We start from the raw sequence: 20,935 nt of genomic DNA, 5'->3' as shown, positions 1-20,935 counted from the left end.
GAACCAATCGTAAATCCTGTAGATCTTACTTCAGGTTGGCAGCGGCACCGAAGCGCTGCTGCATATGGAAGAAGTTGTCAGATAATCAGGCTTTGGAAAGGATTAAGTGGGGTGAAAAATCGCCATTTGTTCCCAAAATCGGAAGTTTTGCGCAGTTTTACGCCAAGCGGAGGCTCATGAGCTCTTCGCGAACTCCAAGGTTAGTCGCTTGCTTTTCCAGAAGCGGGTGAGGGCCTCTTGGATTTTAAAAGAGTCTTCCGGAACGAGCAGGGCGGGAGCTCCGTCATTTTCCAGATGCTTGCGAAGAGCCGCCATGCGGAGTTGACCGCCGTGAATCTGGTAGTGAGCAAGCAGCAGGGCGGTGGCGTAGGCTTGGTAGCGGTCCTCCGGAGCCATGCCCTCAACATATCGCAGCCATCCGCGGCCACGGATCGCTGCGATATCTGCCACGGGCACCAAGGGGATGCTGGGGTCGTCGGGACTCAGACGGCTGCGAAGGTGATCTCGGACTGCATGGTCGATGTCCGCGAAAGAGAACCGCCCGCCGCCTTGATGGACACATGCGAAGTATTCGGCGATCCCCTCGATCAGCCATTGGGGCAGCCGCGGATTCACACGATGCATGCAGAGATGCACGAGCTCATGGACCAGGATGTCCTCGTCGTAATGAGGCGGCAGGAGTCTCTTCTCGGGCCCCTCCGTAAAGAAATCGCCCCGCAGTAAAACCTCCGCTTGAGATGCCACGTAGAAGCCCGCGGTGCCATGGAATCCTCCGGCCCGGACGTAGTCGGCAGCATCGGCATGGATCGAGATGCGGGAGCGTTGGCCGCGGGGTGGGGCGAAGAAAGGCAGCGGGTGAGCTTTCAGCACGGTGGCCGTGGTATCCGCCACTTGAGCGAGTGAAGCCAGGTCGTTCGGCCTGATCTCAAGATCGGAATCGATTCGGAAAAAGCGGGTGTGCCAGACCTTGCGCCCGGCCTCTTCGGGCTGGGCCTCAGTCACCGCAGCTTGGGGTTCCACCCGCGGGGGCAGGGGATCGGCCACCGCATGAGCGATCAGCAGCAGACACGGGAATAAGCGCACGAGGAGCTATTCCTACACCGCGTGCGCAGAATCGTGAATCCGGAATTCCCGTTTGCCCCGGAGCCTGACGCTGGTAACCACAGGACGTGGAACCCGAATGGCTCTCAGTCCTGATCACCCAAGCCGGAGAACGCAGCGACCCGTGGGTGCTGCTGGAGGGCCAAGCCAGCGTGGAGGCGGCTCTGGCCGGATGGTGGGAGGTGCCCGGGGTGCTGGTAGCGGAGGACCATCCGTGGGAGGCTCCGGTCTGGTCGGGCATGGAATTGCTCCGCAAACGCCGTGGGGAGATCGATGAACTCTCCGATGCTGGAATTCACGGCGGAGTCCTTGGCTTGGGGAAGATTCCGGGGGAAACCGGGGAGGTCGCAGCCTTCCTGAAGAGTCTGCCTGCCGAAGCTCTGCTGGTGGTGTGCACGCGTCCGGGTGATCCGGAAGCGAGCGGAGGAATCCTGCGCGGTGCAGACGCGTTCGATGCCGCCGGAGTCTTGTTCGGAGTCGAGGGCAAGTCGCCATTCGAGCCGGAGGTGATCCGGGCGGCTGGAGAATCGGTCTTCAAACTCGCCGTGCGAATAGCGGATGGAGGCCTGATCCTGCGTTGCTTGCTTGCTACCGGATTCCAGTTGATCGGACTCGATGAGGAAGCAGGCTCCAGGAAACCCGGGGATCTTCCGGATCTGGCAGCGCGCCGGGCCCTGATCATCGGGGATGAAGCGGAAGGCTTGGGCAAGTTCTGGCGATCCGCCTGTAACTTCCGCGTTAGTGGGGATGTCGATGAAGTGCTCAGCCATCTGGCGCTCTAACAGCTCGATCATGCCGTGACGAAAAAGCCCGCATGTCTTTCGACACGCGGGCTTGTCGAATTGAGTGCACCGAAGGCTTCAGAGCAGACCGGCCACGAGCTTCTCGAGCTTCACGATATCTGCCGCGAAGGCGCGGATGCCTTGAGCGGTCTTCTCGGTGGCCATGGCGTCCTCGTTCAGCGCGAAGCGGAAGGACTTCTCGTCGAAGCTGACCTTGGTGAGATCGGCGGCAGCGGAAGCTTCCGGGGAAAGACGGCGCTCGACCGCTTCCGTGGAAGCCTGGAGTTCGCCGAGCAGGCCCGGGCTGATGGTGAGCAGGTCGCAGCCGGCAAGCGCGAGGATTTCGCCCTTGTTGCGGAAGGATGCACCCATCACCTCGGTCTTGTAACCGAACTTCTTGTAGTAGGTGTAGATCTGCTTCACCGAGATCACGCCCGGATCTTCGTCACCCTCGTAGGTCTTGCCGGTGGAGGCCTTGTACCAGTCGAGGATACGGCCCACGAAGGGCGAGATCAGCTGCACGCCGGCCTCGGCACAAGCGACAGCTTGGGCGAAGGAGAAGAGCAGGGTGAGATTGCAATGGATGCCTTCTTTCTCGAGGATCTCGGCGGCCTTGATGCCTTCCCAGGTGGAGGCGATCTTGATTAGCACGCGGTCCTTCGAGATGCCTTCCTTCTCGTAAGCGGCGATAAGCTGATGAGCCTTCGCGACGGTGGCTTCGGTATCAAAGGAGAGGCGGGCGTCGACTTCGGTCGAGACACGGCCCGGAACGATCTTGAGGATCTCAAGGCCGAAAAGGATGAGGATGCGGTCGAGCACGGCATCGATCTGCTCTTGGCCGGAAAGCGAGCCGCCCTTGAATTCGGCCACGGCCTTGTCGACGAGGTGTTTGTAGGCCGGTTTTTCGGAAGCTTGGAGGATGAGCGACGGGTTCGTGGTCGCGTCCTGAGGCTGGTAGGCCTTCATCGACTCGAAATCGCCGGTGTCGGCGACGACGGTGGTGAACTGCTTGAGTTGGTCGAGTTGCGTGGCGCTCATGGCGGGGGCGGGGTAGGGCCGAATGAGGGAAATGGCGAGGGTAAAAAGTGTCCGCAGCGGGGAATCATACCATCGTGGCGGATTCGTCAAAAGCCCCTCATGGCCTTAAGAAACGTGTTTCATTCCAAGCGCTTGCCGCTGGCCGGATCGATCACGATGGGCCAACCGTCATAAGGCTTGTTGTCAGGTGCCGCCTTCGCAGGAGATGCCCAGTAAGGCCAGTTCTCGATCTTCACGTGACCGCTGGAAGGTTCCCAGGTGGTGATGGTGTAGCCCGGAGCGCGATCGTAGAGATGTGAAGGCTCCCGGGAATCGTCATGCGGATTCGCCACGGCGTGGATGGTGATGGCGTTGCCAAAGCCATCTGAGAACTCGCCGGTGTATTTCGGCGCGCCGTCCCTACGGTGTTTGCCCTCTTCAAGTGGCATCCAGCGTCGCGGCCAGATGTTCGCGATGGCAGGCGAACAGACCCACCAAGGTCCGTCGTTCCATCCGCTCACTCCGTACTGGCCCGTGCTTCCCAGATGCTGGTCGCCGGTGAGATGGACCGCATGGGCTTCGGCAAGCAGCTTGAGGGCTTTCAGACGAGGGGCTTGGGGCCAAGCGTTGGTGTCGAAGTCCGGCTTCGGTTCATCATTCTGGGCATAGCCTCCGGCAGGATAGATCTTGAGATTCGGCACCTCGCTATCGTCCTCCACGGTTTTTGGTAAGGTTTGCGGAGCGCAGAAGGGGGTCTGCGAGAGTGCGATGCGGAACTTCGCATCCTTCGCCGGAGACTTCGCCCAGCGTGCGAGATAGTTCTCCTGTCGGATCCCGAGAAGGTCTGAATCCGCCGCGACCGAATCGGTCTTCGGATTCCACTCCGCATCCGTGCTCCAACCGTTCTTGATCTGGGCCTGCGGAAAGAGCGGGGCTGGCGCGGACTTGAACTGGCGGTCGGCCAGAATCACGAAGTCCAACGGGCCCCAAGCGTGACGCGTGAAGTAAACCGAGATGCCGCTGCGGCAGGGTGCCGGGTCACCCGGATCGGGCAGGTTTCCCGTCTGGGTGCGGTGCACCGAATTTACGAACTCGGGGGACATCTTGTAGCCGCCGGAGTCTTGGGCCGGTCCCGAATATCCATGAGAGACCTCCGCGGCCTTTCCTCCCGCACCCCAGAGATTGCCGTGGAAGACATCGTGATCATCCGGGAGCGTGATCGAAGGGCGATCGCGGAGCAAATCACGCCACGTCCAGCCATGCAGGGCATACTTGCGGAGATAGCAGACGATGGCGCGGTCGTTCGGGCGCTGGTCGTAGAGCAGACCGTAGCCGCCGATCTCCTCGTAGATCTGATCCCCGAGAAAGGCCAGCAGGTCGGGCTCCTGGGCCCCGACATTTGTCACGAGATCGTGGTGTGGGAAACCGACCGCGTCGTTGCAGGATAGGGATGCCACCTTCACCGGACGACCTCTTGGCGTAGCGCGCACGATACCCTTGTAAACATCCCCCGCCAAAGTGACTTGGAAAGGGTGGTCCTTGGTGGGGTCGACCTTGAGCAGTCGAAAGCGGAGCGTGCGCGAAGCGGCGTCCAGATTCGCTTTCTGCGGATCCCTGCCTTCCAAGGTCAGCTCTCCTTCCAGTTTCTCGTTACGGGCGAAGGGCGCTGCCTGTGCGAGCAGGCAGAGCGTTCCATCGTTATCAAAGGTATAAGTGGTCCAGAGGACGGGTCCGAATGCTTGCTCGGGACGGAGCTCGAATTTCTCGCCCGCAAGAACCAGCTTCGAGAGAGCGAAGCGCCCTTCTCCATCCCGTTGCTGCGAGATCGGAGGGATCTGCGCCGGGCGTGCAGTAGTGAGATCCACTTTCGGCGGCGCTTGGGTCGAACTCGTCAGGGAGATCATGCCTTGCAGCCAACTCCGCTCGGCAGTGGCCTTCGCGACCGACAACACTTTGCCTGATTCATCCAGCGCGGTCAGTTGGAGTTCGTAAGTACCGCTTGCCTGGGGTTCGCCCTTCAACTCCAAGGTAATGCCGCGCAAGGGCAGAGGCAGGGCGGTGGCCTTGCCTCCGGGATTCCCGATGAAGGGGCGGCCCTTGAAATCGATACCCGCACCGAAGCCGGTTCCGGAAACCGCGGTTTCCCGGTAGTCGCCGGACGGGCTTTGCAGTCCGGCTTGGAAGCCCACGAAACCATCCCCGAAGAGTTCAAAGGAGATTTGTTCGAGGTTTACCTTGGCGCTAAAGGGTTCCGACTTGGAGCCCATCTCCGCGGTGAGCAGCACGATGTTCCTGTTGCCGCCGGAGAAGGTGTTTTCAAAGCGACCTTGGGAGAGGTTCCAGTCTTCGGCAGGGTTGGACCAGAAGTCCTTGCCGGGCCATGGACGGGTGGCATTTCCGGCGATATCCGGGACAAAGGGCTCGGCCGCGTGAGAGATCACGACGGCAGCAAGAAAGGGGAGGAGAAAACGGAGGATCACGACCGGGGTGCTATGTATTCATAAGAGCCGGTCCGTGAGTTGTTTTGGGGAGGCCAAGGAGCGGGTTCAGCGTCCGCTCTCCATCTCCGTTTTCGATTTCCGCTGGTATTGCTCGTCGCGGAGCTTGCGGAGGTATTCGAGGTAGCGGCGTTGGGCGTCGGCTTCAGGACCGGCGGCTCCGCCTTCCTGACCATACTTTTTCCAAGGGCCGTAAGGCACCTGAGAGGCTTCCACGAAGCGCCAGTGGCACTTCTGGCCCGATTGCAGGTCGAGGTAGTCCCGGACCGAGGGAGAGATGTCGATGCCGGCGGCTTTGTTGGAAGTGTTCTTCGGCGGTTTGCCTTGGAAAACGTACTCCCAATCGTCCGTGACCCACGGACCGCAGTCTTCCCATTGGGCGTAGCAACTGCGCTTGCCGTTATAGATCTGGATCCAGCGGCCCTTCAGCACGGTCTTGCCCGGATCCGGCTTCATGCGGGCGAACCACGGGATGACCTTGCAGGCCTCCGGCTTGTGGGCGGCCCATCCGGCCACGTCGTTATAGGGCAGGGCGACGTAGAAGGGATTCAGCCGCGGGGTGAAATTCTTGGGGCGGAACTCGCCGCTGCGATGGTCGGCAATGCGGGAGCCGGGGTCCGGATTGTCGTAACCGCCGAAGTTCTCCGCCCACTTCTGGTCCCAGGAGGACTTGTGATTCGGGGTCGGATTGTTCTGGGTAGGCATCTCGCCGACCCAGAAAACCGTGGCGGTGATATTCTGCCGCCATGGGTAGAGGATCCCTTTGGCGGGACCGCTCGGTCGGGTCGGTGCGACGTTGCGGTTCGTGGTGGTGGGGATCACCACACGCGGCAGGGCCGCATTCGTCGTGGTCGCGGTTTGAGCTGCGGACGGCGACGAAAAGGAGAACAAGACGAGCAAAACGGGAAGAGACGACCACGCCACACCACCGGACTTGGGCCGGGCGGGTGAGCTTTCTGAGCGGGGGGTCTCGAATCTTCCCATCTTTCGTTTGCTTTTTAAAATCGCCGGAGGACGGTATCTCCGAGAAATCTTTCGTCCGGTCCGGGGTAGTCCAAGGTATGATGGAGTCCCCGCGATTCCCGGCGTCGTATCGCGCAGTCGACCACCAGAGAAGCGACTGCGACGAGGTTGCGCAACTCTAGAATGTCCGCGGTTACGCGGTGTCCCCAGTAGAACTCGCGGACCTCTTTTTTCAAATTACGCAAACGCGTGGCCGCACGGCGGAGGCGATTATCCGTCCGCACGATCGAAACGTAGTCCCACATCAGGCGGCGGAGCTCGTCCCAATTGTGGTAAATGACCACCAACTCGTCCGGCACGGCGACGTCGCCATGGTGCCAGCCGGGGATATCCACGAATTCCGGGCCGTTCTTCTCCACCCCGTAGTGGTGAAGGATATCCTCCAAGGCTCGTCGGGCAGTGACGTTTCCTTCGAGCAAGGAGTTGGATGCCAGTCGGTTGGCGCCGTGGAGTCCGGTGCAGGCAACCTCGCCCACGGCGTAGAGTCCGCGGATCGAAGTCTTGCCGTTCACGTCCGTGACCACCCCGCCACACTGGTAGTGGGCTGCGGGGACGACGGGAATCGGCTGCTTCTCGCAATCGAGGCCGAAGGCCAGCAGCTTTTCGTGGATGAAAGGAAAGCGCTCCCGCATGAAGCCCGGGGGCTTGTGCGTCACATCGAGGTAAACGCAGGGTGCGCCGGTGCGCTTGATCTCCCGGTCGATCGCCCGGGCGACGATGTCGCGGGGGGCGAGTGAGCCCCGCGGGTCCGCCTTTTTGGTGAAATCCTCACCCCGGGAGTTGATCAGGATCGCGCCCTCACCACGGACCGCCTCGCTCACCAGGAAGGAGCGGGCCTCGGCGCCCACCGCCGCGGGATTGTAGAAGCAGGTGGGGTGGAACTGGATGAACTCCATGTTCGCCACGTTGGCCCCGGCCCGCCATGCCATGGCCACCCCGTCGCCGGTGGAGGAGTCCGGATTTGTGGTGTAGAGGTAGACCTTGCCGCAGCCGCCGGTCGCCAGCATCACGCGATCCGATCGGAAAATCTTCACCTCGCCGGTTTTGGTCTCAAGCACGTAGGCCCCCAGCACGCGGTCCTCCGTGACCATGCCCAGCTTGCCGGTTGTGATCAGGTCGATGGCGAAGTGGTGCTCCAGCAGCGTGAGATTCGGCGTGCGGCGGGCGACTTCTACCAAGGACTCGGCGATCTCCCGCCCGGTGGTGTCGCGCGCATGGAGGATGCGGCGTTTCGAGTGGCCGCCTTCCTTGCCCAGTTGATAGTGACCGTTCTCGCGATCGAAATTCACGCCGTGACCGACGAGGTCGTCGATCGTGGCCGCTCCTTCCGTGATGATGGTGCGGACAACCTCCTCGTTACAGAGCCCGGCCCCGGCATCCAGGGTATCGGCGATGTGGAGTTCGACTGAGTCTCCCTCGTCCCGGAGTCCTTCCGGAAGCACCGAAGCGATGCCTCCCTGCGCCCAAGCGGTGTTCGAGTCGTAGGCCGTGCCTTTCATCAGCACGATCACGGAGCCGTGGGCTGCCGCCCGGATCGCAAAGGAGAGACCGGCGATGCCCGCGCCGATCACCAGAAAGTCGCACGTCATGGAGGCGGGGAGGATGGCGACATGAAACGTGACGAAAAGGGCAAAAACCGTCAGGGCATCATTGGCCTACAGTGAGACTCCCGACGCAAATCGTGCTTCTACGGTCCCTCCCCTGTAATAGGGTTGGTTGTGATCACGATGCGGTATGGCATTTGGAGATGGATCAACAATCTCGGCAGGTTGCTCATCGCGATCTCTTTTGCAGGAATAATCTTTCTGACTCAGGAGAGGCTTCAGACGGTTGCGGAGGTTTTGTTTTGGGTCTCGGCCGCGTTGGGAGTCGGGTTCAACGTCGGCGTCGCGATTCTTCGAGCACGGGGAAGGCTGCGATTTGTGTACTCGGAAGCAGATCGCTTCAGCTACAGCCGCAATGCGGAGAGTCTGCATTCCGAGTTGGCGAAGAACCGCGAGAGGAAAGGCCGTTGACCCGGGGCTAATATTCTTAGGGCAGCAGCCCCACATGATCGATAAGCCGGACGTCCCCATAAAACACCGCCGTTGCTAGAACTGCTGGCTTTCTGATCTGTCCCACGGGCTGGAGGGTCTCGGCGTCCACCAGCTCCAGGTAATCGATCCGGAGGGACGGGGATTCTTCCAAATGCTTCCGTGCGGCCGCGAGGAAGGGGGCGGCGGCGCGTTCGCCGAATTGAAGCAGCGAGCGGGCGCCTTCCAGCGCGCGGCGGATGCGCGGGGCATCGTTGCGGTGCTCCGGGCTCAGGCGGACATTGCGGGAGGACATGGCGAGGCCGTCCGACTCCCGGACGGTGGGGTAGCCGATCATCTCCACCGGCACATCGAGATCCCGGACCATGCGCCGCAGGATGGCGAGCTGCTGGACGTCCTTCTCGCCGAAGACTGCGGCATCCGGCTGGAAGAGATTGAAGAGCTTCAGCACCACCGTGCAGACCCCGTCGAAGTGGCCGGGCCGGGTGGCCCCGCAGAGGTGGGTCGAAAGCAAGGACTCGGTGACCGTGATCGAGCGGTCCGGGAAATACATCGATCCGGCTTCCGGGGTGAAGACCAGGTCCACGCCCGCTTGGCGGCATTTTTCGAGGTCGTCCTCCAGTGGCTTCGGGTAGGCCGCCAGATCGCCGGGCCGGTCGAACTGGATCGGATTCACGAAGATCGAGACCGCCACTGTGCCGGAATCCCCGGCCGCCTCCCGGGCACGGCGGACGAGGGCGAGGTGCCCCTCGTGCAGGGCTCCCATGGTCGGGACGAGGACAAGCGGGCGGGGCAGGGAGGCGATTTCGCGGCGGAGATCCGGGGCGGTGGCTGCGGTGCGCATGACGGCGGAAGATGCTGCGCCGGACCTGTCACCGCAAGGGCCGGATGGGGCGTTGACGCTCCGGGAATTTCGGTTCAACGTCCTTTCAATCCCAAGGGGAACCTCCATTCATGACCATCATTCGCCGTATCACCGCCCTCGTAGCCGCCACCGCCCTGTGCGGAGCCGCCGCGGCTCAGGAAGGCAAGCTGAAGATCGCCACGGTCGACATGCAGCAGCTTTTCAAGGAATACCATCGCACCAACGAGGCGCAAAAGGAGATCAACGTCGAGCGCGCCAAGATCCAGAAGGACAACAACGAACGCCTTGACCGCATCCGCCAGCTCGACACCGAGCTGCAGACGATGCGCAAGCAGTTCGAGGACCCCTCGATCGCGGACTCCAAGAAGCAAACCGTTTTCAACGAGTGGAACGTGAAGCAGCAGGAGGGCATCGCCCTCGACCGTGAGCGCCGCGAGTTCCTCCAGCGCCGCAACCAAGGCCTCAACGAGAAGATGGTCCAGCGCATGAAGGGCATCCTTGAAGAGATCCGCAAGCTGGTGGAAGAAAAGGCCAAGGGTGAAGACTTTGACTACGTCTTCGACAAGTCCGGCCTCAGCACCTCGCAGGTTCCCTTCTTCCTCTACACCAAGGACGCAACGGACATCACCGCCGTGCTGCTCAAGGAGCTGAACAAGGACGCTCCGGCCGAAAGCAAGCCGACCGAAGGCGAAGCTCCCGCTCCCGAGCCAGCTCCGGCACCGGGCGAGTGATTCCAGCTCTACTCTGGTGGCCCTGACTCTTTCCGAGCTCGCCCGTTTGGTCGATGGAGACATCGTCCGCGGCGAGCTCGATCTTTTGGTGGATGGCATTGCTTCACTGGATGAAGCGGGAGCCTCCGAGTTGTCCTTCCTCGGCAACGAGAAGTATCGCGCCCTGTATCTGGTGACGCGGGCGGGCGCGGTGATCGTGCCGCGCGGAGTGGAGGAAGGGCCCGAAGGCTGCGCCTTGATTGCCGCGGAGAATCCGTCCTTCGCCTTCGGGCTGGCGGTGAAACACTTCGTCGCTTCGGTGGAGCGGACCTTCACGCCGGGGATTCATCCCAAGGCAGTGGTGGACGATTCCGCGAAGCTGGATCCGGCCAAGGTTCGGATCCATGCCGGTGCCGTGATCATGGCGGGTGCCGAGATCGGCGAGGGCTCGGAGATCGGGCCGAATTCCGTGGTTGGCGAGAATGCCAAGGTAGGCCGCGATTGCCTGCTCTACGCCAACGTTTCCGTGCGGGAGCGCTGCCTCGTGGGCGATCGGGTGATCATCCAACCCGGCGCGGTGATCGGTTCAGACGGCTACGGCTATGAACTCGTCGAGGGCCGCCATGTGAAGGTCGATCAAGTCGGGATCGTGGAGATCCAGAATGATGTCGAAGTGGGTGCGAACACCACCATCGACCGAGCTCGCTTCGGTCGCACGGTGATTGGCGAGGGAACGAAGATCGATAACCTCGTGCAGATCGCGCACAACGTGCAGATCGGGAAGCACTGCCTTGTCGTGTCCCAAGCCGGAATCGCCGGCAGCGCTCGCGTCCAGAACTACGTGGTGGTGGCCGCGCAGGCCGGGGTGGGGGGGCATGTCACGATCGGCGCAAAGTCCGTGTTGGCTGGAAGAGCCGGTGCGACCGCAGATCTGGAAGGCGGGCAGACCTACAGTGGAATGCCGGCACGCCCCTTCATGGAAGAACAGCGCTCGCGGGCCCTGATTCGCCAGTTACCGAAGTTGGTGGAGCGGGTAAAGGCCTTGGAGAAGAAGACGGCTCCGGAGTGAAGTGGAGTTCTGGCTATTCGGAGGGCGGTTAGTCATCGCTACAAAAACGGCAGGGATGAGGGGGCAAGAGGCCGGGGCTGGCCCTGATGGCGAGGGAATCTCGGCTGCGCAATCAGATGTCTGGTGGGTGAGCAGCACTTGGTGCAGCACTCTTCGATGGAGAGAATAGTCGAAAAAGCGCACGCAATTTTCACAAAAGGGAGGTGGACCGCGTTCATATCTTTCTGTTGTCTTTGTAGGATAGGTTGGATCATAGGCTCACGGGCTGGACCCCGGCGTCCTTTGCCGCCTACCCCTCTCGATGAAAACCCTCCTTTCCCTTTTTGCCGGGTCTCTAGGAATCGTCTTGGCCAATGAGGCTACCCCGATTGTGCCTGAAGGTGTGGCGCCTTCCGACTGGGCGGGTATTCGGGCTGCCTATGAAGCGGCCCGGCATGCTCCGAAACCTCTGGAGAGCGGTCGTATGGTCGCTCGTAATCCGGGGCAGCAGTGGTCCACGGAATTCGATGGCAGGGGCTTCACCATCACGCCGGATCACGGGGCATGGAGCTGGGGGCTGGAACTGACCCGCTACGGCGAGCTGGAACTGCCGCCAGAGGTTTCGCCGCTCCGATCCGACGGAAAACGGATCATCTGCCAGCGGGATGAGAACCTCAGCGAGTGGTTCATCAACGACAGCCGCGGCCTTGAGCAAGGATGGGATATCAAGAAGCGTCCGGAGCGGACCAATCTGTCGGAGCCGCTGCGGCTTCAGTTAGCAAGCCGCGGGAATGTCCATCCGCAGGTCTCCGCGCGGGGGGACAGTGTTTTCTTCCAAGATGGGGAGGGCGAGAGCGCCTTGACTTACGGCGGGCTTAAGGCGTGGGATGCGGACGGCAAGAAGCTGGAGGTAAGTTTCGAGCAAACCGGTGGGAGAGAGATCCACATCTTGGTGGATGACCTGAGCGCTCGTTACCCGATCACCATCGATCCGGTCGCCCGGCAGGCCTATCTGAAAGCGAGTAACACCGGTCCGGGTGATAGTTTCGGGTCCGCGGTGGCCATCTCGGGCGACACGGTGGTTGTGGGTGCTCCCGATGAGGGTAGCGGAGCCACCGGGGTGAATGGAGACCAGGCGAATGGTGATGCTCCCGAGTCGGGCGCTGCCTACGTCTTTACCCGCAGCAGCAGCGGGTGGACCCAGCAGGCCTATCTGAAGGCTAGCAACACCGGTCCGGAGGATGAATTCGGGTCCGCGGTGGCCATCTCGGGCGATACGATCGTGATCGGTGCCTGTCGCGAGGATAGCAATGCCTCCGGCGTGAATGGCGATCAGAGCAACAGCAGCTTTTCCGACGCCGGTGCCGCCTACGTCTTTCACCGCGAGGGCAGCACCTGGAGTCAGCAGGCTTATCTCAAGGCCGGCGCTAGCGGCGCGATCAACTACTTCGGGCGTTCCGTGGGGATTTCAGGCGATACCGTCGTGGTGGGAGCTCCCCAGCGGCAGTATGCCTATGTTTTCACCCGCACCGGTGCGGAGTGGACGCAGCAAGCGGCGCTCCAAGCGAGCAATCCCGATCCCGGGGACGAATTCGGATATAGCGTTGCCATCTCCGGGGACACGGTGGCCGTCGGAGCGTGGCACGAACGCAACCCGGGCAATACCGCCGTGAACGCCGGGGCTGTCTACGTTTTCACCCGCGGCGGCACGACTTGGAACCAGCAGGCATATCTTAGCAGGGGATACCAGCATCAGCTCTTCGGCTGTGCCGTGGCGCTCTCCGGCGACACGCTGGTGGTGGGAGCGATGGCTGAGGACCAGAACAACACCGTGGCCGGTAGCGCCAGCATCTATGTCCGCAGCGGAACGACATGGGCTCCGCAGGGAGCCGCTCTCCAGGCGGATATCCCGACAGGAGCCGACGCGTTCGGCGCTTCCGTGGCAATCTCCGGGGACGCAGTGGTGGTCGGGACTTTGCGGACCGGAACCGCTCATCTTTTCACCCGCAGCGGTGGCACGTGGACGCGGCAGCCCAAGCTGGCCACCAGTTATCCGGGAGAGAGCGATGCCTTCGCCTCCGCGGTAGCGATCTCCGGCGATACGGTCGTAATCGGGGCCAGAGATGAGAGCAGCAATGCGACCGGCGTGAACGGAGACCCGGAGAATAACAGCTCCGGTGGCTCCGGAGCTGCCTACATTATCAATCTCAACCCGCCACCTCCTAGCATCGCCGCGGTGACAGGTGGGATCAATCTTCAAAGCGGTTCGATGATGTCGTTGGGGCCTATCCACCTCGGTGGTGCCATCGAGATCGCCTTTAATCTTCTCAATAATGGCGGGTCACCCCTGATCCTGACTGGTGAGCCCAAGGCCTACATGACAAGCGGCAGTGACTTCACCGTGACTGCCCAGCCTGCCAGCCCCCTTGCCGGTTCCGGAGGCAGTTCCTCCTTCAAGGTGCGCTTTAGCCCCACCGGCCCGGGCCCCAAGTCCGCATATCTTTATATCCCCACCAACCGGGTGGATGAGAGCCTCTTCGTCCTCTCTCTGACGGGAACCGGTGTGGCCTTCGCTCCCGACAGCGATGGCGACGGATTGAGCGACGCTTGGGAGATCAACATGGCAGCGCTGGGATTCAATTGGCAGGTGAATCAGCCCGGCTTGGTGAAGACTTACCTGAACAACACGGCCGCTGCAGGCCTCATGAAGGTCCAGGCCCTTGGTGTGGAGAAGACGTCGGTCGCCAGAGATGCAGCTAACGGCCGGGTCAAGCTCACCACGCGGTGGAAGAAATCGATGAACCTTGTCGACTTCCTCGAGTTCCCCGCTCCCGTCGGATCATCCGTATCGGTCAACCCTGCCGGCGATATCGAGTTCGAGTTCTCGTATCCGGACGACGCCACATTGATCAGGATCGAACCCGACTGAAACCCGGACCTCAGACTTCCTCGATCACCACCTCTCTCATCCGCGATGAAATCCCTGATTTCCCTCCTCGTCCTCGCTTTGACCGGTCTTGTAGCAGCCGCACCCTTGGGGGCTGGCAAGGTGCCCGAAGGCCTGTCCCCCGCCGATTGGTCCGCGATCCGTGCCGCCCATGAGGCCGCGCAGCATGCGCCGCAACGCGCGGACGACGGTTGCCTGCGTGTCCGCAATCCCGGTCAGCAGTGGCACACGGAGTTCGATGGCAAGGGCTTCACGGTCACGCCGGATGACGGTGCGTGGACCTGGGGTCTTGATCTAACAGGATATGGGGATCTTGGCTTCTCCACCTCGACCGCTCCATCGCAACTCACTCACGAGGGGGGACGGATCTCCTGCCAGCGGGACGGGAACCTGACCGAGTGGTTCATCAACGACAGCCGCGGTCTGGAGCAGGGGTGGGATATCCGGGTTCGTCCCGAGCGAGCCGATCCGGGCGCCGCGCTGCAACTGCACCTGAGCACCCGCGGTAGCGTCCTGCCGCGGGTGAACGAAAGCGGAGATTGCGTTTCCTTCCACCACGAGCACGGCGGTAGCGCGCTCAGCTACGGTGGCCTCAAGGCTTGGGATGCCGAGGGCAAGAAACTTCCCGTGCGTTTCGAGCAGGGAGAGGGGAGGCGCTTCCGCATTGCGGTGGAGGACCAAGGGGCGCGCTATCCCATCACGATCGATCCCATCGCCCAACAGGCTTACTTGAAGGCTAACCACCGGGCTTATTGGTTTGGTGATTCCGTGGCAATCTCCGGCAACACGGTGGTAATTGGCGCTTCCATCGACGGTTATCAGACCGGCTCGAACAGCGGCACCGCATTTGTCTTCACCCGCAGCGGTGGAGTCTGGACCCAGCAGGCCCGTCTGAAAGGCAGCAATACCGAAAGCGGCGATCTGTTCGGCCGGTCGGTAGCGATCTCCGGCGACACTCTGGTGGTCGGGGCGATCGGCGAGGATAGCAGTTCCGGAGGCGTGGGCGGAAACCAAGCCGACAACTCGCTCTCCAGTTCAGGGGCCGCTTACGTCTTCACCCGCAGCGGCACGACTTGGACCCAACAGGCTTATATCAAGGGCGTCCTTCACTACGCCACGGGAGTCAGTTACAACTTCGGAAACTCCGTGGCTATCGAGGGGGATCTGTTAGCGGTGGGTGCTCCCGGCGCCGGTGCCGTGAAGGAGAGAGGTGCGGTTTGTACCTATATCCGCAGCGGCGGGATTTGGACGGAGCAGTCTCTCATCGAGGCTCACTCTGCGCCTCAGTTCTCCTACTTCGGCCAGTCTGTGGCCATCTCAAACGGCACCTTGGTCGTTGGAGCCTCCCGCCAGGGAGTAGTCTATGTATACACCCACAATGGGGCGGCATGGGGCCAGCAAGCTTACCTTAAAGTCGCCGACTTTGACGGAGCCGGTGCCTCCGTTGGGATCTCCGGTGATACGCTTGTCACCGGAGCGAGGAGTGCCGGAGCTGCCTATGTGTTTACCCGTAGCGGGACCTCTTGGACGCAGCAGGCTTCGCTCCGGGCCGGTAGTTTGGGCGGAGGCTTCGGCTCCTCCGTGGGTATCTCGGGCGATACGGTGGTCGTAGGAGCCGACGGCGACAGTAGTAATGCCACCGGAGTGAATGGTAACCCGAACGCCACCGGAGCCGAGTACTCCGGTGCGGCTTGGGTCTTCCATCGCAATGGAACGACTTGGACGCGACAGGCTTATTTGAAGGCCAGCAACACGGGGGCGGGGGATGGCTTTGGCGAAGTGGTGGCGATCGGAGGTGATACGGTGGTCATAGGGGCTAAGTACGAAGACAGCTCTGCCACCGGTGTGAATGGCAACCAAAGCAACAATGATGCCCAGACTTCCGGAGCGGTGTATGTGATGCATCTCAATCCCGCGCCCTTCGAGATCGCCATCGAGGAGAACTGGATCAATATATCTCTCGGAGGAACCAAGTCATTCGGACCCGTCGTCGCGGGGGGCAGCAGCGAGGTCACGCTTGATTTGATCAGCCGAGGTACTAACGACCTGATTCTGACCGGTGACCCGAAGATCACCCTCACCGGCAGCAGCGACTTTACCGTGACCGCCCAGCCGAGCAGTCCGGTGATCGGCTACGGCGGCAGGACGACTTTCAAAGTACGCTTCACCCCGACGGGGACAGGACCGAAGGCGGCCTCCCTGTCCATGCCCACCAGCGACGGCGGCAGTCCGTTGGTCCTCAATCTTAGCGGCACCGCCTTGTCTTTCACCACCGACACGGACGGAGACGGAATGAGCGATGCCGCGGAGTTTAACATGGCCGCGCTCAACTTCGACTGGCAGGTGAATCAAAGCGCGTTGGTCGATACCTACCTCGCAAATGCAAACAAGCTGGGCTTCTTCACCCCGGCGCAGGTCGCGGCCTTCGAGGCGGAAGGAAAACTGATTGCCAAAGATCCTGTGAGCGGCCGCTACAAGATTACGATGGATTGGAAGAAATCCACGGATCTCAGCGAGTTCATCGATCTCCCGGCGTCCGTGGGGTCTTCGGTGTCGTTCACCGCTTCCCGTGGCATCCAATTTGAGTTCGCATCTCCGGAAGACGCGGCGTTCTTCTGGTTCGAGCAGGACTAGAGCTGGGGCACGGTGCCGGTTACAATGAACCGGCACCTTGTCCCTACCACTTCGGGATAGCTAACCGGCAGGATCAAGCGTAGCTGCGGATCGAGAGGTGCACGGCCTCGAAGGCGAGCGGCTCCTTGTGGAGTTCCGGCTCGGCACCTTCGCCCTTGTACTCCCAAGCGGAGACGTGGCAGAATTTGTCGTCGTGGCGCTTGGCCTCGCCTGGCTGGGTCTTGCCTGCCTGGACTTCGGGGTCGGCCTCGGTGAACTGGTGTTCGACGCGGAAGTGACCGCCGCAGGACTCCTCGCGGTCGCGGGCGTCGTAGCACATCATCTCGGCAAACTCGAGGAAGTCGGCGACGCGGCCGGCCTTCTCCAGTTCCATGTTGGTGATGTTGCCGGAGCCGGGGACGCGGACATTCTGCCAGAACTCCTCGCGGATCTTCGGGATCTCCGCGATGGCTTCGGTGAGACCTTCGCGGGAACGGGCCATGCCGCACTTGTCCCACATGATCTCGCCGAGCTGCTTGTGGAAGCTGTCCACGGTGCGCTTGCCGTTGATGTTGAGCAGGCGGTTGGTGCGGGCCGTGACTTCTTCCTCCACCTTTTTGAATTCCGGGTGATCGGTTTTCACCGTGCCGGGCTTCTGGGTGGCGAGATAGATCGCGATGGTGGAGGGGATGACGAAGTAGCCATCGGCAAGGCCCTGCATGAGTGCGGAGGCGCCGAGACGGTTCGCACCGTGGTCGGAGAAGTTCGCCTCGCCCAGCACGTGCAGGCCGGGGACGTTCGACATCAGGTTGTAGTCCACCCAGAGGCCGCCCATGGTGTAGTGCACCGCGGGGTAGATCATCATCGGCTGCTTGTAGGGATCCTCGCCGGCGATCTTCTCATACATCTGGAAGAGGTTGCCGTAACGGGCGCGGATGGTGGGCTCGCCGAGGCGGGCGGTGGCATCGCGGAAATCAAGGTAAACGCCCAGCCCGGTCTTGGCCACGCCGCGGCCGTCATCGCAGGCTTCCTTCGCGGCACGCGAGGAGATGTCGCGCGGGGCGAGGTTGCCGAAGGACGGATACTTGCGCTCGAGGTAGTAATCGCGGGCGTCCTCCGGCACGTCGGCGGGCTTGAGCTCGCCCTTGCGGATCTTCTCGGCGATGGCGCGCTCCTTCGGTGCCCAGACGCGGCCGTCATTGCGGAGCGACTCCGACATCAGGGTAAGCTTCGACTGGTAGTCGCCGCTGACCGGGATGCAGGTCGGGTGAATCTGGGTGTAGCAGGGATTGGCGAAGTAGGCCCCGCGACGTGCGGCGCGCCACGTGGAGGTCACGTTGCAACCCATCGCGTTGGTCGAAAGGAAGAACACGTTGCCGTAGCCGCCGGTGGCCATGATCACGGCATCGCCCGCGTGGGACTCGATCTTGCCTGTGGTCATGTCGCGGACGACGATGCCCTTGGCATGGCCTTCCACGAGCACGAGATCGAGCATCTCGGTGCGGGGATACATCTTCACGCCACCCTTGTGGATCTCCTTCTCCAGAGCTTGGTAGCAACCGATGAGGAGCTGCTGGCCGGTCTGGCCGCGGGCGTAGAAAGTGCGGGAGACTTGAGCGCCGCCGAAGGAACGGTTATCTAACAGACCGCCGTATTCGCGGGCGAAAGGAACACCCTGCGCCACGCACTGGTCGATGATATTGACCGAGACCTCGGCGAGGCGGCGGACGTTCGCTTCGCGGGCGCGGAAGTCACCACCCTTCACGGTGTCGTAGAAGAGGCGATCCACGGAGTCGCCGTCGTTCTGGTAGTTCTTCGCGGCATTGATGCCACCCTGCGCGGCGATCGAGTGGGCGCGGCGCGGGCTATCCTGGTAGCAGAAGCACTTCACCTGATAGCCGAGCTCGGCGAGAGTCGCGGCAGCAGCACCGCCGGCAAGACCGGAGCCCACGACGAGGATCGTGTATTTCCGTTTGTTCGCCGGGTTGATCAGCTTGGAGTTGAACTTGTGGTTGGACCACTTCTGGTCCATCGGCCCGGAAGGAATCTTGCTATCAAGAGACATGACGAAAGGGAGAAAGAGTTAGCGACCGTAGCCGAAGACGAGAATGGAGATCGGGATCGAGATGAAGCCGACCCAGATCAGGACCGCGTAGCCCTTTGAAATCGCCGTGACGACTGGAGCGGATTTTTTAGAGCGCAGGCCGAGGGTCTGGAACATCGAGCCGACGCCGTGGCTCAGGTGCGAGCAGAGCATTGTCATCGCGATCAGGTAGAAGAGCACCACCAGCGGATTGCTGAAGCCGTCGATCACCATCTGCCAGGCGTCGAAACGTTGTTCGCCGAACTTGTCGCGATCGACGTAGCGATCCGCCGGGAAAGTCACCCGCACCGTGAAGTGGAGCAGGTGGAAGATCACGAAGGCCAGGATGGTCAGGCCGGAGAAAATCATGCCCTTGGCCGACTTCGTGGTCTGGATCGTGGTCGGGTGAGCGTAGGCTTGGCGGGAGGCGCGGTTCTCGCGGGTGAGCGAGATGGTGGCGGCGACGTGCAGGACCACGACGACCAGCAGGCCGATCCGGGCGATCCAGACGCCTGCCCCGTGGAGCAACTCGTGCAGCATCTGCGCGTAATCGTTGAAGGCTTCCCGTCCGACGAAGACGAGCAGGTTACCCGAGAGGTGGCCGGCGAGGAAGCCCACGAGGGCCAAGCCGGTCAGGGCGACGATCAGTTTTCGCCCGATGGAAGACTTCCAGACACGGGAAACGATTGGAAATGAAGTAACGGCAGCGGCACTCATGGGGCGGCGATAATCGGATCAGCGCGCGGGAGAATTAGAACCCGGCCCGCGGGCATGCAAGGGGAGACTCCCCCACATGCAGGATCTGGCGTGAAAAAAGCAAATCCGGCGGATTAAAACGGCTTGGCAAGAGCGAGGTAGGCGGCGGTGGCGCCCAGAGCCAGACAGATGCCCACCAAGGCGCCCGCCGGCAGCACCTTGCGCTTGGCGAAGGCGGGTGCGGCTCCGATGAAAAGCCAGATCACCAGCTTCACCTGCCACCAATGCTGATCCATCGGCGGCTTCTTCAGCATCGCGAAGCCCATTAGCAGGAGCACAAGAAGGGAGATCCCGTGCAGGGCTCCGGCCAGTTTGCGGTGCTTGTCGTCCGCAGCGGCGATGATCGCCCCGATACCCGCGAATGCTCCGAGGGCACCCACGATGTGGAGCGTTTTGAGGAGGAAAGGATCCATGACCCCCGAATCTCTCCCGCGGCCCTCTCACCGGGCAAGTCAAACCTCCCCGGAGCAGCAACTCAGGTGGCGGGTGAGGCCCCCCGATCGGCTCAGACGCTCGCCTCGAGCTTCGGAATCGCCGCCAGCAGCTTCTTGGTGTAGGCGTTTTGCGGATTGGCGAAGAGCGCCTCGGCTTCACCTTCCTCCACGATCTTGCCCTTGTACATCACCACGATGCGATCGGCCAGATAGCGGACCACGCCGAGATCGTGCGTGATGAAAATCATGGTTAGGCCCAGCTCGGCGCGCAGCTTTTTGAGCAGATTCAGGATCTGGGACTGGATCGAGACGTCCAGCGCGGAAACCGGCTCGTCCGCGATCACCAGCTTCGGTTCCGGGGCGAGGGCTCGGGCGATGGCAATGCGCTGGCGCTGGCCGCCGGAGAATTCGTGCGGGTACTTCTTCTGGAAGCGCGGATCGAGGCCCACGGTTTCCATCAGCCGGGTTACCCGGGCGGTCAAGTCGGCACCCTTGACGCCGGGGTGGCGCTGCTTGATCGCTTCCGCAAGGGTCGAAAAGACCGTCATGCGCGGATTCAGGGAGGCGTAAGGGTCTTGGAAGATCATCTGGAAATCCAAGCGGCGCTTGCGGACTTCCGAGCTGCTCAGTTGGCCTAGAAACTCGCCGTTCAGCATGATGGATCCAGCGGTGGGCCGGATCAGCTGCATGATCGTGCGGGAGAGCGTGGACTTGCCGCACCCGGATTCCCCGACCAAACCGAGGATCTCGCCCTTCTCGATGAAAAGGCTCACGCCATCGACCGCCTTGATGGTCTCCACCGCCGGAGCGAAGACGGAACCGGCACGCTTCTTGAAGTGAGTCTGGAGATCGCGGATTTCGAGGTAGGCCACGGGCCTGTTCAAAGCATGACACAGTCCGGGCGGCACGGAAAAAGTGGAGGGAGCCCGGAAAATGCCTGTTTTGTCTCGCCAAATGCCGCAACGGCGAATGACCTAATAGGAAAGTAGGGTGACTTGGCCCATGCCCTGCTAAAGTGAGTTTCA

Annotated in this window: 15 protein-coding genes; 5 read left to right on the top strand and 10 right to left on the bottom strand. The window is 61.8% G+C overall.

Annotation, left to right across the window (positions count from 1 at the left end):
• Positions 1-174: 174 nt before the first annotated feature.
• Positions 175-1,083 carry a hypothetical protein gene (locus OJ996_RS17600; RefSeq protein ID WP_264514952.1) on the bottom strand — a complete coding sequence of 303 codons (909 nt, stop codon included), beginning with the start codon at positions 1,081-1,083 and terminating at the stop codon, positions 175-177.
• A gap of 86 nt (positions 1,084-1,169) precedes the next feature.
• Here OJ996_RS17600 and OJ996_RS17595 point away from each other — a divergent pair, with 86 nt between their 5' ends.
• Positions 1,170-1,883, top strand: a complete 714-nt coding sequence (locus OJ996_RS17595) for a TrmH family RNA methyltransferase (protein ID WP_264514951.1) — start codon at positions 1,170-1,172, stop codon at positions 1,881-1,883.
• Positions 1,884-1,961: 78 nt separating this feature from the next.
• Here OJ996_RS17595 and tal read toward each other — a convergent pair whose 3' ends face one another.
• The 5 genes from tal to panC form a co-directional block, all read right to left on the bottom strand.
• The gene (tal, locus tag OJ996_RS17590) at positions 1,962-2,921 is read right to left on the bottom strand and encodes a transaldolase (RefSeq protein WP_264514950.1); all 960 of its coding nucleotides are present in this window, start codon (positions 2,919-2,921) and stop codon (positions 1,962-1,964) included.
• Between the two features lie 119 nt (positions 2,922-3,040).
• Positions 3,041-5,380 (bottom strand): alkaline phosphatase D family protein, encoded by a 2,340-nt coding sequence (locus OJ996_RS17585; RefSeq protein WP_264514949.1) that lies wholly within the window; start codon positions 5,378-5,380, stop codon positions 3,041-3,043.
• 66 nt (positions 5,381-5,446) lie between these two features.
• Complete coding sequence (locus OJ996_RS17580; RefSeq protein WP_264514948.1) at positions 5,447-6,289, bottom strand: hypothetical protein; 843 nt, start codon at positions 6,287-6,289, stop codon at positions 5,447-5,449.
• A gap of 107 nt (positions 6,290-6,396) precedes the next feature.
• Complete coding sequence (nadB, locus tag OJ996_RS17575; RefSeq protein WP_264514947.1) at positions 6,397-8,010, bottom strand: L-aspartate oxidase; 1,614 nt, start codon at positions 8,008-8,010, stop codon at positions 6,397-6,399.
• 442 nt (positions 8,011-8,452) lie between these two features.
• Entirely contained in the window at positions 8,453-9,298 is an 846-nt protein-coding gene (gene panC / locus OJ996_RS17570; RefSeq protein ID WP_264514946.1) for a pantoate--beta-alanine ligase, read from the bottom strand.
• Between the two features lie 110 nt (positions 9,299-9,408).
• Here panC and OJ996_RS17565 point away from each other — a divergent pair, with 110 nt between their 5' ends.
• From OJ996_RS17565 to OJ996_RS17550, 4 genes are all read left to right on the top strand, one after another.
• Positions 9,409-10,050, top strand: coding sequence for an OmpH/Skp family outer membrane protein (locus OJ996_RS17565; protein ID WP_264514945.1), 642 nt, complete (start codon positions 9,409-9,411; stop codon positions 10,048-10,050).
• A 16-nt stretch (positions 10,051-10,066) separates the two neighbouring features.
• Complete coding sequence (gene lpxD, locus OJ996_RS17560) at positions 10,067-11,098, top strand: UDP-3-O-(3-hydroxymyristoyl)glucosamine N-acyltransferase (RefSeq protein WP_264514944.1); 1,032 nt, start codon at positions 10,067-10,069, stop codon at positions 11,096-11,098.
• A gap of 301 nt (positions 11,099-11,399) precedes the next feature.
• Positions 11,400-14,006: a hypothetical protein gene (locus OJ996_RS17555; RefSeq protein WP_264514943.1), complete on the top strand. Its 2,607-nt coding sequence runs from the start codon at positions 11,400-11,402 to the stop codon at positions 14,004-14,006.
• 45 nt (positions 14,007-14,051) lie between these two features.
• Complete coding sequence (locus OJ996_RS17550; protein ID WP_264514942.1) at positions 14,052-16,658, top strand: hypothetical protein; 2,607 nt, start codon at positions 14,052-14,054, stop codon at positions 16,656-16,658.
• A 73-nt stretch (positions 16,659-16,731) separates the two neighbouring features.
• On the opposite strand, the gene OJ996_RS17545 is transcribed toward OJ996_RS17550, so the two are convergent.
• The 4 genes from OJ996_RS17545 to OJ996_RS17530 all read right to left on the bottom strand — a co-directional run bounded on the left by OJ996_RS17545 (position 16,732) and on the right by OJ996_RS17530 (position 20,782).
• Positions 16,732-18,702, bottom strand: a complete 1,971-nt coding sequence (locus OJ996_RS17545) for a fumarate reductase/succinate dehydrogenase flavoprotein subunit (RefSeq protein ID WP_264514941.1) — start codon at positions 18,700-18,702, stop codon at positions 16,732-16,734.
• Between the two features lie 18 nt (positions 18,703-18,720).
• Positions 18,721-19,437 (bottom strand): succinate dehydrogenase cytochrome b subunit, encoded by a 717-nt coding sequence (locus OJ996_RS17540; RefSeq protein ID WP_264514940.1) that lies wholly within the window; start codon positions 19,435-19,437, stop codon positions 18,721-18,723.
• A gap of 113 nt (positions 19,438-19,550) precedes the next feature.
• The gene (locus OJ996_RS17535; RefSeq protein ID WP_264514939.1) at positions 19,551-19,889 is read right to left on the bottom strand and encodes a hypothetical protein; all 339 of its coding nucleotides are present in this window, start codon (positions 19,887-19,889) and stop codon (positions 19,551-19,553) included.
• Between the two features lie 92 nt (positions 19,890-19,981).
• Entirely contained in the window at positions 19,982-20,782 is an 801-nt protein-coding gene (locus tag OJ996_RS17530) for an ATP-binding cassette domain-containing protein (protein WP_264514938.1), read from the bottom strand.
• Positions 20,783-20,935: the final 153 nt, after the last annotated feature.

It is taken from the genome of Luteolibacter rhizosphaerae (genome assembly GCF_025950095.1).
GTDB lineage: Bacteria > Verrucomicrobiota > Verrucomicrobiia > Verrucomicrobiales > Akkermansiaceae > Haloferula > Haloferula rhizosphaerae.
The sequence above is the reverse complement of the archived record's forward strand: the minus strand, read 5'-3'. Positions and strand labels throughout refer to the sequence as shown.

Excerpts from the sequence above, each read along its gene's own strand:
- tal (WP_264514950.1), bottom strand. The coding sequence starts at position 2,921 with ATGAGCGCCACGCAACTCGACCAACTCAAGCAGTTCACCACCGTCGTC.
- nadB (WP_264514947.1), bottom strand. The coding sequence starts at position 8,010 with ATGACGTGCGACTTTCTGGTGATCGGCGCGGGCATCGCCGGTCTCTCC.
- panC (WP_264514946.1), bottom strand. The coding sequence starts at position 9,298 with ATGCGCACCGCAGCCACCGCCCCGGATCTCCGCCGCGAAATCGCCTCC.
- OJ996_RS17565 (WP_264514945.1), top strand. The coding sequence starts at position 9,409 with ATGACCATCATTCGCCGTATCACCGCCCTCGTAGCCGCCACCGCCCTG.
- OJ996_RS17555 (WP_264514943.1), top strand. The coding sequence starts at position 11,400 with ATGAAAACCCTCCTTTCCCTTTTTGCCGGGTCTCTAGGAATCGTCTTG.
- OJ996_RS17550 (WP_264514942.1), top strand. The coding sequence starts at position 14,052 with ATGAAATCCCTGATTTCCCTCCTCGTCCTCGCTTTGACCGGTCTTGTA.
- OJ996_RS17545 (WP_264514941.1), bottom strand. The coding sequence starts at position 18,702 with ATGTCTCTTGATAGCAAGATTCCTTCCGGGCCGATGGACCAGAAGTGG.
- OJ996_RS17540 (WP_264514940.1), bottom strand. The coding sequence starts at position 19,437 with ATGAGTGCCGCTGCCGTTACTTCATTTCCAATCGTTTCCCGTGTCTGG.
- OJ996_RS17535 (WP_264514939.1), bottom strand. The coding sequence starts at position 19,889 with ATGGATCCTTTCCTCCTCAAAACGCTCCACATCGTGGGTGCCCTCGGA.